The organism is Corallococcus sp. Z5C101001, assembly GCF_007352635.1.
Classification (GTDB): Bacteria; Myxococcota; Myxococcia; order Myxococcales; family Myxococcaceae; genus Corallococcus; species Corallococcus silvisoli.
In genome coordinates, this window is the sequence record NZ_VKLU01000001.1 from 1 (window position 1) to 14655 (window position 14655).

At 68.7% G+C, this 14655-nt stretch carries 9 protein-coding genes; 2 read left to right on the forward strand and 7 right to left on the reverse strand.

Features of this window, described 5'->3' with window-relative positions:
• Window positions 1-202: 202 nt before the first annotated feature.
• Window positions 203-1696 (forward strand): hypothetical protein, encoded by a 1494-nt coding sequence (locus FOF48_RS00005; RefSeq protein ID WP_255441775.1) that lies wholly within the window; start codon window positions 203-205, stop codon window positions 1694-1696.
• Between the two features lie 67 nt (window positions 1697-1763).
• Entirely contained in the window at window positions 1764-2906 is a 1143-nt protein-coding gene (argE, locus tag FOF48_RS00010; protein WP_143897476.1) for an acetylornithine deacetylase, read from the forward strand.
• A gap of 9 nt (window positions 2907-2915) precedes the next feature.
• Here the strand turns inward: argE and FOF48_RS00015 are convergent, their stop codons facing one another.
• From FOF48_RS00015 to FOF48_RS00045, 7 genes are all read right to left on the reverse strand, one after another.
• Window positions 2916-3638, reverse strand: coding sequence for a DUF2652 domain-containing protein (locus FOF48_RS00015; protein WP_143897478.1), 723 nt, complete (start codon window positions 3636-3638; stop codon window positions 2916-2918).
• A 53-nt stretch (window positions 3639-3691) separates the two neighbouring features.
• Window positions 3692-7276, reverse strand: a complete 3585-nt coding sequence (mfd, locus tag FOF48_RS00020) for a transcription-repair coupling factor (protein WP_143897480.1) — start codon at window positions 7274-7276, stop codon at window positions 3692-3694.
• A gap of 165 nt (window positions 7277-7441) precedes the next feature.
• Window positions 7442-8140, reverse strand: coding sequence for a Tfp pilus assembly protein FimT/FimU (locus FOF48_RS00025; protein ID WP_143897482.1), 699 nt, complete (start codon window positions 8138-8140; stop codon window positions 7442-7444).
• Entirely contained in the window at window positions 8140-9378 is a 1239-nt protein-coding gene (locus FOF48_RS00030; protein WP_143897484.1) for a PilW family protein, read from the reverse strand. Before FOF48_RS00030 ends, FOF48_RS00025 begins: the two co-directional genes overlap by 1 nt.
• A complete protein-coding gene (locus FOF48_RS00035; RefSeq protein ID WP_143897486.1) occupies window positions 9375-9884 on the reverse strand; it encodes a prepilin-type N-terminal cleavage/methylation domain-containing protein in 510 nt (169 codons plus the stop codon). The genes FOF48_RS00030 and FOF48_RS00035 overlap by 4 nt, the downstream gene beginning before the upstream one ends.
• Window positions 9881-14191, reverse strand: coding sequence for a DUF4114 domain-containing protein (locus FOF48_RS00040; protein ID WP_143897488.1), 4311 nt, complete (start codon window positions 14189-14191; stop codon window positions 9881-9883). Before FOF48_RS00040 ends, FOF48_RS00035 begins: the two co-directional genes overlap by 4 nt.
• Window positions 14191-14640 (reverse strand): c-type cytochrome, encoded by a 450-nt coding sequence (locus tag FOF48_RS00045; protein ID WP_143897490.1) that lies wholly within the window; start codon window positions 14638-14640, stop codon window positions 14191-14193. The genes FOF48_RS00040 and FOF48_RS00045 overlap by 1 nt, the downstream gene beginning before the upstream one ends.
• Between the last annotated feature and the right edge of the window lie 15 nt (window positions 14641-14655).

Below are 14655 nucleotides of genomic sequence, written 5' to 3' on the forward strand. Positions count from 1 at the left end.
CCCACGTCCAGCTTGTAACGGATTGAAGTGGAGGACAGGGGCCGTGCGAGTCATCCGAGAGGGGGACGCGCGCGGCCTCTGTCTTTCGCGAGCTGGGATGGCATCCGCCGGGCGATATGTACACCCGCCACGGTGCATTTCAATTGCATCACGAGATGCGAGGGAGGCGCCGCGGATGCGTTTGATTTGGACCATGGGATGGATGGCATTGCTCCTGGCGACGGGTTGCGCCGCGCAGCGGATGGATTGGAGCCTGCCGGAACGGGAGGCCATCTACGACCGGCCACTGGAAGAGGTGTGGCCGTCGGTGCGCCAGTACTTCGTGGACGCGAAGCTGAGCTTCCGTGAGGCCCCGGATGTCCGTGTCTTGCAGACGGAGTGGAGGGAGGAGTTCGGCGGCTCGAAGATCTCCGGCTACTGGCATCGGTACATGGTCATCGGCAAACGGGAGACGCCGACGAAGAGCAAGCTGTGGATCGTCCGCATCACGCGCAGCGCGAACAAGACGCTCTCCACGCCCGGCAGTCAGCTGGACTGGGGCGTGAGCCGCGGCATGGGCAACGACCTGCAGCGCCGGTTGGACCCCTTCCCCGCGCCTGGCGGTCCCGAGACGCTCGAAGGGGGCTTCGGCCTCACCGTGGAGGATGACGAGGACCGGCTGGCGATGCCGCGGGGAGAGAACGCCATCGTCGCGGAGTCCGCGCACGGCACCCGTGACCTGAGCATGGAGTGGAGGGTGTTCCGGGCCATCGCTCCGGTCCTCGCGTCGAAGGATACGGACTCCCCGGCCGCGCCCGCACGGCGGGTGCCGAACTCACCTGGGGCGAAGGATGCGCCAGCCTTCACCGAATGCGGTCAGTCCATCCTCGGACTGGAGGCGCAGGCGAAGGCGGGTGGGGTGATGCTGCTGGGAGAACTGCACGGGACGCAGCAGGTGCCGCGCTTCGTCGCGCAGGCCGCCTGCCAGCTCAGCACCGCCGGGATGCCCGTGTCGGTGGGGCTGGAGCTGCCGGTGGAGAGCGAATCCCGCATCACTGCCTTCCTCCAGAGCCAGGGGCAGGAGCTGGACTGGCTCAAGCTGATGGAGGCGCCCTTCTGGCGCAGCCCCTACCCGGATGGCCGTGGCAGCGAGGCGGTGGCGAACATGCTGGAGCAGCTGCGGCAGCTGCGGTCGCGGGGGCTGGACGTGACGGTGTTCGTCTATGACCAACCGAAGCTCACGGGGCAGCAGCGCGAGCAGGCCCTGGCCGCCACCATCCTGAAGGAGGTGGAGTCGGGGGGCGGCCGTTTCCACCTGGTGGTGAGCGGCAACATCCACCCGCGCACGGCGAAGGGCCTGCCGTGGGACACGCAGTACCGGCCCATGGGGATGCTCCTCGCCGCACGGCTGAAGCACATGGTGTCGCTGGACGTGGCCTATGACAGCGGCACGGCGTGGATCTGCGCGGCGGAAGAGAAGGGCGGGAAGCTGGAGTGCGGGGTGAAGGAGGCGAAGGGGAAGGACAATGGGGACCGCTTCTTCGTGCACGTCTGGGATTCAGCCAACAAGGAGGGGTACCACGGGGTGTTCTACGTGGGGCACGTGACGGCCTCCGCGCCCGCCATCCTCAAGGGGCTGGGGCGGCCTGGGGCGGATGACAACTCCGTGTTCCCGGCGGTCCTGGAGGAGGGTGGGGTGGCCTCCGCGCGACGCTGAGGGCGCTCCCGCGCTGGCGTCGCGGCGCGGGCAGTGGCATGGAGGTGGCCTGACTGGAGGCCGTCCCATGAGCGACACGCTGCCCGCGCTGCGGGCCACCCTGGCGGAACTGGTGGCGTTGGACACCACGTCCTCACGCCCCAACGCGCCCCTCATCGACTACGCTCAGGCGCGGCTGGAGGCCGCGGGCTTCACCGCCGAGCGTCAGCACTACACCGACGACGCGGGCGTGGCGAAGGTGAACCTGGTGGCGCGCAAGGGCGACGCCGACCGCGCCGCCCTGGCGCTGGTGGGCCACTCCGACTGCGTCCCCTACGACGTGGCCTGGAAGGACGCGCTGCGCCTCACCGAGCGCGACGGCAAGCTGTATGGCCGCGGCGCGTGCGACACCAAGGGCTTCATCGCCTGCGCGTTGCACACGGCCACGCGCAAGGACCTGCCGGCACTGCAGGCCCCCCTCCTGGTCATCCTCACCGCGGATGAAGAGGTGGGCCTGGTGGGCGCGAAGAAGCTGGTGTCCGCGGGCCTGGGCCGCGCGAAGCACGCCATCGTCGGCGAGCCCACGCGCCTCATCCCCGTGCGCGCCAACAAGGGCTACTGCCTGGCGGAGGTGGAGGTGCTGGGCAAGGAGGGGCACAGCGCGTACCCGGAGCTGGGCGCGTCCGCCATCTTCCGGGCCGGCCGCTTCCTGCACCGGCTGGAGACGCTGGCGAACACCGTGCTGCGCGAGGACCGCGACGAGGGCTTCCAGCCGCCTTTCACCACCGTGAACGTGGGCCTCATCCAGGGCGGCAAGGCGAAGAATGTCCTGCCGGGCTCCTGCCGCTTCACCGTCGAATGGCGCCCCATCCCCGGTCAGGCCGCCGAGCGTGTCCCGGAGCTGATGGAGCACATCCGGCAGGAGCTCGTGCGTGACGAACCCGCCTACGAGGCGCGCATCAACGTGCTGCGCATGGACCGCGGCGTCCACACGCGCGGCGACGCGGACGTGGTGCGCTTCCTGGAGGAGGTGAGCGGCAACGCCTCCGAAACGGTGTCCTTCGGCACGGAGGCCCCCCAGCTGACGGAGCTGGGCGCGGAGGCCGTGGTGTTCGGCCCGGGCGACATCCGCGTCGCGCACCAGACGGGGGAGTTCGTCCCCATGGAGGACCTGGTCCGCTGCGAGGCCGCGCTGACGCAAGCCGTGGCCCGCTTCTGCGCGGGCCGCTGAGGCAGGGCGTCAGGGCTGCTTCGCGTCGACGATCTCGACGTTGCGGAAGCCCTGGCAGGCCTCCTTGAAGCCGAGCACGTACTTCAGGGAGCGCAGCTCCAGCGTCAGCTTGCGCCACAGCTTGCGCAGCAGGTTCGGAGCCGGCGCGGGCACGGTGTCGACGAGCGTGCCCAGGTCGATGTAGTGCGTCGCCGTGCGGCCCATGCCCTCGAAGTCGTGCTCGAGGCTCAGGCTGAGCTGGCGCAGCGCCGGGTCCAGCTGCTCGTGCACCGTGTCGGTCATCAGGACGTACTCGGACACGGGCACGTCGTTCTTCAGCATCCGGTGCACCAGGATGACGTCCACGCCCGCCAGCTCCGTGAGGTGCTTCACCTTCTGGAAGGCCACCCCCCCGGCGTGGGCCACGAACTTGAGCGTCAGGGCGCCCACCTGCATGCACCCGTCGCACTGGCACATGCGGTCGACGACGAGCTCTTCCCGGCGGGCGAGGAAGGCGCGGCGGATGTCCGCCACCTGCCGCGCGACCGGCGTGGCGTCGTCGCTCACGGCGTAGAAGAAGGCCGCGTCGCCCTCCAGCTTGGCGAGCTTGAAGCGGCCGGAGGCGTCGATGACGGCCTCGAGCAGCCGCGCCACCGTGTCCTGCGCGTGCGCGAGGCCGAAGCGATGCTGCCGCATGAAGCGGGTGTAGCCACCGATATCCGCGATGAGCAGCAGCGCCTTCTCTATCGCCATGCGGCGTCCAGCCTAACCCAATCCGGGCTGGACGCTCCTTCCCGGCGGCGTCCTCAGTGTCGGGGCAGCGCGCAGGTGCCCAGGTCCCGCAGCATCTTGTGCGCCTCCGCCAGCAGCGCATGCCCCTTCACCTCCGGGGGGACCCGGGCGATGAGCTTCATGTCCGGTGTCAGCCGGTAGAAGCCCTTGGAGCGCTGCACCAGCCCCGCCACCTTCGCGCCGTCCAGCAGCGCGTCGCCGCCCAGCGCCAGGGACAACCGGGCGGGGCCCGCCTCCAGCGCGCGCAGGCGCAGCTCGCGCATGTCGATCTTCAGCAGCGTCACCTCGGAGAGGGCATCCACCTCGTCGGGGGCCTCGCCGTAGCGGTCCACCAGCTCCGCGCGCAGGTCCGTCACCTCGTCGGGGTGGCTGGCCTGACTGAAGCGCTTGTAGAACACCAGCCGCTGGTGCACGTCCGCCACGTAGTCGTCGGGGATGAGCGCCGGCATGGGCAGGTTGATGTCCGGCTCCACATGCACCTTGGGGGGCATGCCCTGCAGCTCCGCCACGGCCTCTTCCATCAGCTGCGCATACAGGTCGAAGCCGATCTCCGCGATGGCGCCCGACTGCTTCTCGCCCAGCAGGTTGCCCGCGCCGCGAATCTCCAGGTCATGGCTGGCGATGGAGAAGCCCGCGCCCAGCTCCGTGAAGTTCTGGAGCACCTCCAGCCGCCGCTGCGCGTCCTTCGTCACCGGACGGCGGGTGGGCACCAGCAGGTACGCGTACGCGCGCTCCTTGCTGCGGCCCACGCGCCCGCGCAGCTGGTAGAGCTGCGCGAGGCCGAACTGGTCCGCGCGGTTGACGATCATCGTGTTGGCGCTGGAGATGTCGATGCCGCTCTCGATGATGCTGGTGCACAGCAGCACCTGGAACTTGTGCTCCGTGAACTGGAGCATCACCTTCTCCAGCTGACCCTCGCCCATCTGGCCGTGCGCCACCCCGATGGAGACCTGGGGCAGCAGCTTCTTGAGCTCCTGCTCCATGGAGGGCAGGGACTCCACGCGGTTGTGCACGAAGAAGACCTGGCCTCCCCGGGCGATCTCCCGCTCCACGGCCTCCTTGATGACGGCCTCGTCGTACTTCATCACGAAGGTGCGGATGGCCCGGCGGTCCTGCGGCGGCGTGGCGATGATGCTCATGTCGCGCACGCCGGACATGCTCATGTGCAGCGTGCGGGGGATGGGCGTCGCCGTCAGCGTCAGCACGTCCACCTGCGTGCGCAGCCGCTTGAGCGCCTCCTTCTGCTTCACGCCGAAGCGCTGCTCCTCGTCCACCACCAGCAGCCCCAGGTCCCGGAAGGCCACCTCGCCCGCCAGCAGCTTGTGCGTGCCGATGACGATGTCGACCTTGCCCTCCTTGGCGCGCCGGAGGATGTCGCGGATCTCCGGGGGCTTGCGGATGCCGGAGATGACCTCCACCGTGACGGGGTAGTCCTTGAAGCGCTTCTTGAAGGAATGGAAGTGCTGCTGCGCCAGCACCGTGGTGGGCACCAGCACCGCCACCTGCTTGCGGTCCAGCGTGGCCTTGAAGGCGGCGCGCATCGCCACCTCCGTCTTGCCGTAGCCCACGTCGCCGCAGACGAGCCGGTCCATCGGCTGCGCCTTCTGCATGTCCGCGAGCACGTCCTCGATGGCCTTCGCCTGGTCCGGCGTCTCCTCGAACTCGAAGTCCGCCTCGAACTGGGCGAAGTAGCGGTCCGGCGGCTGGAACGCATAGCCGGGGTGCGCCTTGCGCGCGGCGGCCATCTGCAGCAGCTCCGCCGCCATCTTGAGCAGCTGCTCCTTGACGCGCTTCTTCGTCTTCTCCCAGCTCGTCGTGCCCAGCTTGTCCAGCTGGACCTTCTCCGGGTCCCCGCCGGTGAACTTCTGGATGAGCCGCATGCGGCCCACCGGCAGGTAGATCTTGTCCCGCCCCGCGTACTCCAGGACGAGGAAGTCCCCGGGCACGCCCTGCACCTCCATCTTCGTCAGGCCCGCGTAGCGCCCGATGCCGAAGTCGGTGTGGACGATGAGGTCGCCCTCCTTCAGGTCCTTGAAGCCCGCGGCGAACGCGTCCAGCTTCTTGCTGCGCTTGACGCGGCGGCGCGAGCGGACGCCGAAGATCTCCTCGTCCGCCAGCACCGCGAGCCGGCCCTCGGGGTCGACGAAGCCCTGGCTCACCTCGCCGGTGAACAGGTGCGCCCACACCGCGGGCTCGTAGAGCTTCGCGGCGTCCTGCATGGGTTCGGTGTGCACCTTCACCATCACCGACCGGTCCAGGAGCAGCCGCTTGAGGCGGTCCGCCTGGCTGAGCGTCCCGCACGCCACCGCGCACGCCACGCCCGTGTCGCGCCAGCGCTGGAGCCGCTCCACCAGCGGGGTGAGGGCGCCCTCCTCGCCGTGGTGCGCGAGGATGGCCTCGCGCAGGTCCTGCGTCGTGCCGAAGTTGAAGGCCACGGGCACTTCCGACTGCGTGAGCGACAGCCCCCCGCCCTCCACCACGCGCAGGGCCTGGAGCTTCGCGGCCACGCCCTCGCGCGTGAGGAAGTGGTGCTCCGGCGGATAGGTGAGGTCCTGCCGCGCGTCCGCCTCCTCCACGCCCTTCGCCAGCTCCACCCACAGCTCGTCCTGGGCGCGGTCCAGGGCCACCGGATCATCCAGGTAGACGACGGGCTCCGGGGCCCACGCGCGCAGGTAGTCGAACACCGTGGCCAGCCCGCCGTCGAAGAAGCCGGGCAGCAGGCCCTCCAGGCCGAAGCCGGGCAGGCCCTCGCGCAGCGCGTCCAGCCGCTCGCGCAGCTTGATGGTGGGCAGGTTGATGCGGTCGGCCACCGCGCGGGCGGCGGCCTCGGCGCGCGGGCGCGTGTCGTCGGTGAGCAGCAGCTCGCGCGCGGGCACCAGGTCCACGGACTTGAGCGCGTCCACCGTGCGCTGGGACTCCGGGTCGAAGACGCGGATGGATTCGATGGTGTCCCCGAAGAACTCCAGGCGCACCGGCCGCTCGTACAGCGGGCTGAAGACGTCCAGCAGGCCGCCGCGCACGCTGAAGGTGCCCTTGTCCTCCACCAGCGGGCTGTTCTGGTAGCCCATCAACGAGAGCTTCCGCGCCAGCGAGTCGCGGTCGAAGTCCTGGCCCACCTCCACGCGCTGGGCCAGTCCCTCCATCACCGCCAGCGGCAGCACGCGCCGGTGCAGCGCGCGCAGGGACAGCACCAGCGCGGGGAACGGCGTGCCGCGCGCCAGGTGGAACAGCGCGCCCAGCCGCTCGGTGATGGGGCCCGCTTCGGGCGACAGCTCATCGTAGGGCAGCACCTCGTCCGCGGGCAGGCGCAGCACCCGGGGCTCCAGCAGGCTGCCGGTGCCGCCCAGGAAGAAGGCCAGGTCGTGCGCGAGCGCGTCCGCCGCCTCCTCATCCGCGGCCACGCACACCAGGGGCACGCGAAGCTCGCGGTGCAGGCGGGCGAGCAGATGCCCGCGCGCCGCGCCCTTCACGCCTTGCGTCCGCGTGCGATGCCCGGCGCGCAGCGAGGCCAGCAGCCGGGCGAGGACATCACCCGGGGAGGAAGGGGGACTGCCCGGCCAGGACGCGCCGGAGGACTTCGGGGGAGAAGAGGTATCCATTCGAGGGCCCGGGTGGGGCCCTCGGCTAATTAGGGTGCGCCCTGTCTCAAAGCAACGCCGGATGCGGGCCCTGTCGGGTGTTCCGGAACAACGGGACGCTCGCTGGGCGGGGAGGCTCACGCGCGCCCGGGGCCAGGAAGGCCCACGGGCGTTCGCGTCTGGACATCAGGGCTTCGTGCAGGCCTGCGCCAGCCGCGTGTCCTTCCGGCTGGCGTCGGTGGTGGTCGCGGCCAGCGAGTCGCAGTCCAGCACATTGGACAGGCCCGTCAGCGGCTCCACCATCAGCACGCTCTTGGCGCGGTTCGAGGTGAACCGGAAGAGGATGGAGTTGTCCGCGGGGGCCGCCGCCGCCACGACCGCGGGCTGGCCGAGCGAGCCCCGCAGGCAGTCCATCTTGTTGAACGCCGGCCGGCCGGAGCCCGGCAGGAAGCAGAGGCCGTTCATGTCCGTGGCGCTCATGGTGGGCGGGATGATGATGTCCGGTCCCGTCTCACTGCAGCACGCGGGCGTGGTGCGGCACGTCTTGTTCACGCAGGCCGCGCTGGGGCACCTATCCACGCCCCAGTCATTATCCGGGGCGCTGAGGTCGTCTCCGCACCTCAGACGCTCCCAGCGGGCCACGGTGTGCCGTGCTCCGTCCGGCTGGAGGATGTTGTTCTCCACGACGAAGCGCACGGGTTGGTTGGTGCTGATGGCCAGCTGGCGTGCACGCATCGAGGACGACCACAGCTCGCGCGTGGCGGAGGTCTCTCGCTGCCCGCCAATGCGGCCCTGCATCCCCACCACCGCCAGGGAGACCATGATGCCCACCACCGCCACGGCGGTCATCATCTCCAACAGCGTCATGCCACGGGTGCGCTTCATCACGTCCCTCCCGCCGGATCCGCTGGCGGCCGACTCAGGCCCACCGTCATGTTGCGCGCCGTGACGATGAAGGTGTAGCGACGCCGTGTGTAGCCGTCCTTCGCGAGGCCCTCCTCATCCTGCCCTGACATGTCCGCGTCCCGGTTGGTCCGGCGGGTGCGGATGACCAGGGTCACCTCCAGCTCGCGCACCCGCTGCCGCAGGCGCCGGATGATCTCCGCCTTCACGTCGGGGTACGTGGACACGGCCGGGAGGGGAGCCCCCGTGGGGGACAACACGTCCGTCCTGCAGAAGTTACCGAGGTCGTACATCGCCTTGTCACACTCGGAGATGGCCGGAAAGGTCACGCCAGCGTTGACGCCGGGGTACCAATTCAGCACGTTCTGGTCGCTGCCGAGGTTGACGACCCCTTCGCGCACGGTCAGCTGCTCCACGTCGCGGCTCAACACGGACCAGTTCGCATCGCTCGGCGCCCGGACCTCCAGCGTGGGAATGCCCCCCCTCCAGTTCACCCGGTAGGCCGCGCCGCCCAAGCGCAGGGCCAGCCAGTTCTCCACGGTTCCCGCGGCCTTCTGCCACTGAGCGGCGTTGTTGCACGTCGGGGACGGCGCGTTCGCCCCGCCGTTGTTGACGGTGATGGAGGAAAGAGTGCCTGCCGCCCCGGGGTTGATGCCGGTGATGCTGACGGGGCATGCGAGCTTGTTCCCGCCGCTGACCAGGATGGCGGTGGCCGGGCCCGTGGGGGTGACCATGGCCGTGGAGGCCTGCGGCTTTGCGCAGAAGCGGGTGGTGTTGGCGGTGTCGCGGACGCTCGTCCCGTCACACTCCGCCAGGGTCACCATGCCATTCGTATCCCCCCAGTAGAGCTGGAGGGCGTCCGAGACCGGAAACCCGGCGGGCGGGGGCTCGAAGGTCGGATCCGCGCCCAGCGTGGTCCCGGCCCCCGTCTTCAGGTCCGGCTTGCGCCACACGGTGATGGCCGAGCGAACGTCATCGTCCTTGAAGGAGATGTGCGTGTTGCCCATGCCCATCCCCGCGCGGGACAGGTCCATGGTGAGCATCTCCTTCACGGCCCGCCCCGTGACCTGCGCGGTCATCGTCTGTTCCTCGAACAGGGCGCGCTTCTGCATCTGGGTGCCCACCACCAGACCCGTGGCGATCACGACGACCCCCAGGGAGCTGGCGATCATCACTTCGAGGAGCGTGAAGCCCCGTTCGTGCATGGAGGATGGTTTCATGGTGCCAATCGGGTCTGGAGAACCACCATCTGCCGGTCCGCGCGGACGCCGACCTCATCCCAGCTCACGGACACGCGCACGTTCACGAGGGTGCCCGGCGTGCCTCCCACCAGGTTGCGGGTAATGGCCGGCTGTCCCGCCATGCCCCCCTCGATGCTGCCGGGGATCCTGGAGTTGTCCACGTCGATGACCACCGTGTACCTGCGCGCAACGACCTTGGGATCCGCCGGGGGCACGGTCCTCTGGAACCCCTCCGCCGTCTGATACACGTCGAAGGTCCGGCTCTGCACGACATTGCAGTTCACGGAGCCCTGGCAGCCTGTCTGGAGGATGTCCTCCAGGGTCTGCTCCGCGATGATCTGCGCCTGGTTCGCGGTCAGGGTGCGGCGGTTGGAGCGGGTCGTCTGGCTCACCACGGTCATCGCCGCCGCCACGCCCACGAGCATGACGGCCATGGTGGCCATGACTTCCAGCAGGGTGACACCGCGTGAGGCGCGCTGCTTCATTGCGGCAGCCTCCCGTCGGGCAGCGGCTCCCACAACATGATCTGCGAGGTGGGCATTCCGTTCGCGCCTGCCTTGTTGTTCCACTTCTTCCCGCCCTTGACCTTCATCTTGCCCGTCGCGGTGAGCACGAAGAGGTGCTCGTCGTGAACCACCGGCGCGGAGATGGCATGGCCCTCCAGTTCGGTGGAGGTCATCGTGCCCGAGAGCTGGTTGGCCATGTAGGACTTGCCGTTCGCGTCGGCGTCCAGGTTGCAGATGTCCGCCGCCTGGCCCACCGCGGTCGCGGCATAGACGCTGTTCGAGCTGAGCGCCACGCCGCCCCACAGCTTCTGGCCCGGGGCCAGCTTCTCCACCCACAGGGGCTTGAGCTCCGCGCACCCCTTGGTCCCGCTGGGGTCCGTGTCCTCGAACGCCAGCAGGTGGTACTGGTACGTGGGGGGGCCGTTGGGGTTCGGCTCCTTGTAGCCGTCCGTGTACTTGTCCGGGCTGTCGCTCGTCCCGAAGAAGAAGCGCACCGCGGGGCCCGCGTCCGTGGTGACGAGCTTCACCGCCATGTTGGAGTAGAGCTGCTGCAGCTCCAGCTCCGTCTGGTTGGCGTTCGGGTTGTTCTTCAGCGCGGACGCCGCGTGGGCGACCATGCACTTCTTCACCTGGCTGCCCAGCTTCCGGCTGGTGCTCACGTCCTTGAGGTTGACGCGCCAGACGCTGCCGGCCGTGGTGGGCACGTACATGACGTCATAGGAGCCGTCCTGGTCCAGGTCCAGCATCGCGGTCTCCGCCGCGATGCCCGAGCCCTGCTCGAAGGTGATGACGCCCGCGTTCTTGGCGGTGCCGTACTGCATCGGCTTGCCCGTCTTCATGTCGAGGATGAACACCGCGCCCGCGCGCTTGGTCGCCGGCTCGTAGTCGGTGCCCACCACCGCCGCCCAGCGCCGGTCCTTGTCAGCCGCGGAGCCCCAGGAGATGCGGGCGATGGAGGGGGCGTGCCGCGAGCCGGTGTTGTCCGGCATCAGCACGGAGGGGTCCGCCGTCTGCGCGGAGGAGAACGCGGTCGTCACGTCCACGTCCGCGAGGCTGAACTCCCACAGCGGGAGCGGGTACCAGGAGTTGGTCGGGTCGGTGATGTCGAGCGAGAAGACCACGGGGTTGGCCTTGCCCGTCGCGGAGACGAGCACCGTCTTGGCGCCCTTCTGCTTCTCCGCCGTCGACGCCGGCTTCCAGGTGTACTTGATGCTGTCGGCCCAGTCGTTCCGGTCACCCAGGTCCACGTTGGCGATGCTGGGGGACGCGTCCATCTGGGGCCGCACGAGCGTGCCGGAGTTGCGGAAGCGCACGTACTGGTTGCGGTACTGGCTCAGCATCATGTTGGGCATGTACGCGAACGCCTCGTTGCCGGTGCCGTACTTGCGCTGGGCCGGCGTGGAGGGGGCCGGGCAGTTCTCCGGCACGAAGTAGCCGCGGTACTGGTCGTTCGGGCGGCAGCCGTCTTTCAGGGCGTTGCGGAAGTCGCCCGTGTCGAAGGAGTGGAGCACGCCGCTCATCGTGCCCACGAAGGCCCGGGTGCTCCGGGTCTCCAGGGGCTTCATGAAGTTGTTGAGGTAGTCCGTCCGCTCGGCGGCCTTCGCGTTCTGGTACCAGTTGTCCTGGTACGGGGGCACCGCCACCGCCACGGTGGAGAGGTTGATGCCGCCCATGGGCCAGGGCCGGATCTTGTTGGTGCCGGAGGCCTTGGGGTTCTCGTAGCCGTACAGCCAGTCGATGAGGAACTGCCGGTCGCTGTAGGGGGCTGGATCCGCGGCCGCGGTCACCGTGCAGACGCCGTCGTGATTCATGTCGTACAGATAGCGGCCATCAATCTCGCTGTAGGTGTTGCAGTAGGAGGCGGGAAGCAGCGTGCCGCCCACTTCGGCCACGTCCTTGACCTCCTTGCGAACCCCCGCGTCGTTCATCGTGTAGAGCTTGCGGTTGAGCGGGTTGGAGGCGGCCAGCGACAGGGCCATCACGCGCCCGGCCTCCCAGCGCTGCTTCGGGGCCGTCTCATCGGGCTTCTCCGGGTCGTAGAGCGACTGGAGGTACATCCGACCGCGGATGGTGAAGTCCTTGGCGCCGTCATAGCCGCGGATGCCCGCCGCGGGCAGGCTGCCCTCGGCGTTCCAGTTCACGCCCCAGTTCTGACCCGGCGTCTCGTTCACGCCCCAGACGGCGACGTTGCCCAGCGTGCTGGGGCTGGAGCGCGCGTAGGCGCCGGAGCGCACCGCCTGATAGCCGATGTCCACGTCGTCGATGATGGGACGGCACAGCTCGCTGGGGCTGCTGATGTCCACCTTCCAGCACAGCTGCGAGCCGGTGAGGCCCAGCGCCAGGATGTCGATCTCCACCTCCTGGTCGGGGTACGGCGGCGTGTTGTTCAGGGGCACCGGGACCCAGCCGGGGGATTCGTTCTTCTGGTACTTGCCGTTGGCGTCCAGCACGCGGCAGTCCACGGCGATGGAATAGGTGATGGTGGGCTTCACGCTGCCGGCCGTGCACGCGCCGGGGATCTCCTCCGTCCAGCAAGGAGCCTTCGTGCAGCCCGCGCGGATGTTGCTGGGAGGGGGTCCCGGGGTCGCGTAGGGCGCGACGTCGTCCTGGCGGCGGAAGCGGACCTTGGTGATGGTGAAGTTCGGGCCCAGCGCGTCGCCCACGTCGCTCATGACGTCCGAGGACACGGTGGTGGACTTGGCGCCACCGCCGTTCTCCTTGTTGATCATGAACACGATGTCGTTGAAGTCGCGGTCACCGCCGCCGTTGAGGTCCTCGAAGCCGAGGATCCACCGGAAGGGGTCCGTGGTGGGTGCGCCCACGATGACGTGGGGCATGTAGTTCATCCGGTCCACTTCCGGCTTCAGGTTCCCCGGCTCCGTGCCGGGGCGCATGATGGTCACGCCCTCCTTGGGCATCTTGAGGTTCTTGTACGCGACCGTATCCAGGCGGTTGAGCGTGTCCTGCTCCAGCCAGCCGCAGGCCTTCTTCGTGGTGCCCGTGATGAGGCAGGCGGACGCGTCCGTCGGGGAGTTGCAGCTCTCGGAGTAGCTGCAGCCGATGTTGCGCTCCGCCACCTTGTTGTCCGCGGGCGCCTTGAAGTTCTGGTCCAGGTTCCAGGTGGCCTTGGAGAAGAACACGGAGATGGACGTCTGCAGGTGCAGCAGGCACTTGCCGTCCTCGGCGGGGTCACCCGTGTAGGGCTTGCGCTTGAGGCAGGGGGCGACCGTGTCGTTGTCCGTGTTGTGGCGGGCGTCGTAGTACACGACGGCGAAGAAGACGATCTCCTTGCCTCCCTGGACCAGGCCCAGGTTGACCCGGCGGTCTCCCGTGTTGATCTGCTGGTAGTTCGTGTACTCGGGATCCGAGGGCGGGGGCTGCGGGAGCTTGATGCCGCGGAAGTCGTACTGGGAGACGTTGTAGTCCGGGATGCCGTCGTACGTGTCCATGACGTCCGCGACGGGGCCCAGGTTGCGGTGGACGGTCTTGTCGCTGTCGTCATCCACCAGCAGGAAGACCATTCTTCCCAGGCCCAGGTTGTTGTTCTCGGGCGCAGCCGGCTCCAGCAGGTTGGGGATGTGCGGGAACAGGCCCTTGTCGGACGCGTCGTCGTCCGTGAGGTTGGAGGGGTCGCCGTTGCCCTTGACGGGCATCGTCGCGCCCACCCAGTCCACCGCGATGTTGTAGAAGCTGGAGTCCGCCCGGCCCGGGCGCGCGTCCGTGACGTCGGGCTTGGCCACGTAGGTCTTGGCGCAGTTGGCCCGCAGCGCCAGCTCGGGCTCGTAGTACTTCTTGCCTCCGGACGTGAAGGTCTGGCTGCAGCGCCGCGACAGGCCCACGTACTTGACGGGCAGGACGGTGTCGTCGTCCGGCGTCATGTTGTAGATGGCTTCGTGCAGGTCGAGGATGCCGTTGTTGTTCTTGTCGACCAGGTTGCCGTTGGCGTCCGCGTAGCCGCGGGCCTTCACGTCATCCATGTACATGTAGCCGAGCGAGTGGGACGCGCCGGCGGACTCGTACACGTAGTCGATGGTGACGGTCTGGTCGAACGGGAAGGTGATGTTCTCCGAGTCCAGCTTCTTGAGGTTGGTGTTGAGCTGGAGGCGGCCGTCATCGCGCAGGATGATGGTGTTGTTGGCGACGGTGAGGCCGTCCGGGCCCAGCTTGAAGTCGCCCTGCTTGTCGTTGGCCAGGTCGTCCTGACAGAGCTGCTGCGACGCCGTCATGGCGGGCGTCGCGACTGTCAGCACCAGTGCCGTGAGGGTTCGTTGAAAGAGCGTGCGCATCACTTCTTCCCCTGGTTCTTCGGCTGGGACTTCGCCTTCGCTTCCGCCTCGGCCTTTTCACGCACTTCCCGGGCCGCCACCTGTTGCTCCATCTGCTGCCGCAGCAGCATCCGGCGCGGCGGAGCCGCGGGCACCGTCACGGTGGCCAGGAAGCTCGTCAGCGCATCCAGGTCATCCGGAGGCAGCAGGCGTGTGTCGCAGTTGGTCTTCGGGTTGATCGCGTGGGGACTCCTCACCCACGTCCGTACCTGCGTCAGGTTCTGTCTGCGGAGCACCTGATCCATGTAGGGCCCGACGGGCTCACGGGAGCCAAGCAGGCTCTTGGGCTTCTCCGTCGGGGTCTGTGCCTGGTGGCACTGCGCGCAGGCCTTGTTGAAGGCCAGTTCGCCTCGCTCCTGGGCGCTGGCGAGCGCCGGGAGCAGGAGCAGCAGGGGAGTCAGGCGTTTCATGATGGGCTCGTGGGG

What these genes read in the sequence shown, in the direction of transcription:
- FOF48_RS00005 (WP_255441775.1), top strand. Translation starts at nt 203, where the DNA reads ATGGCATTGCTCCTGGCGACGGGTTGCGCCGCGCAGCGGATGGATTGG.
- argE (WP_143897476.1), top strand. Translation starts at nt 1,764, where the DNA reads ATGAGCGACACGCTGCCCGCGCTGCGGGCCACCCTGGCGGAACTGGTG.
- FOF48_RS00015 (WP_143897478.1), bottom strand. Translation starts at nt 3,638, where the DNA reads ATGGCGATAGAGAAGGCGCTGCTGCTCATCGCGGATATCGGTGGCTAC.
- mfd (WP_143897480.1), bottom strand. Translation starts at nt 7,276, where the DNA reads ATGGATACCTCTTCTCCCCCGAAGTCCTCCGGCGCGTCCTGGCCGGGC.
- FOF48_RS00025 (WP_143897482.1), bottom strand. Translation starts at nt 8,140, where the DNA reads ATGAAGCGCACCCGTGGCATGACGCTGTTGGAGATGATGACCGCCGTG.
- FOF48_RS00030 (WP_143897484.1), bottom strand. Translation starts at nt 9,378, where the DNA reads ATGAAACCATCCTCCATGCACGAACGGGGCTTCACGCTCCTCGAAGTG.
- FOF48_RS00035 (WP_143897486.1), bottom strand. Translation starts at nt 9,884, where the DNA reads ATGAAGCAGCGCGCCTCACGCGGTGTCACCCTGCTGGAAGTCATGGCC.
- FOF48_RS00040 (WP_143897488.1), bottom strand. Translation starts at nt 14,191, where the DNA reads ATGCGCACGCTCTTTCAACGAACCCTCACGGCACTGGTGCTGACAGTC.
- FOF48_RS00045 (WP_143897490.1), bottom strand. Translation starts at nt 14,640, where the DNA reads ATGAAACGCCTGACTCCCCTGCTGCTCCTGCTCCCGGCGCTCGCCAGC.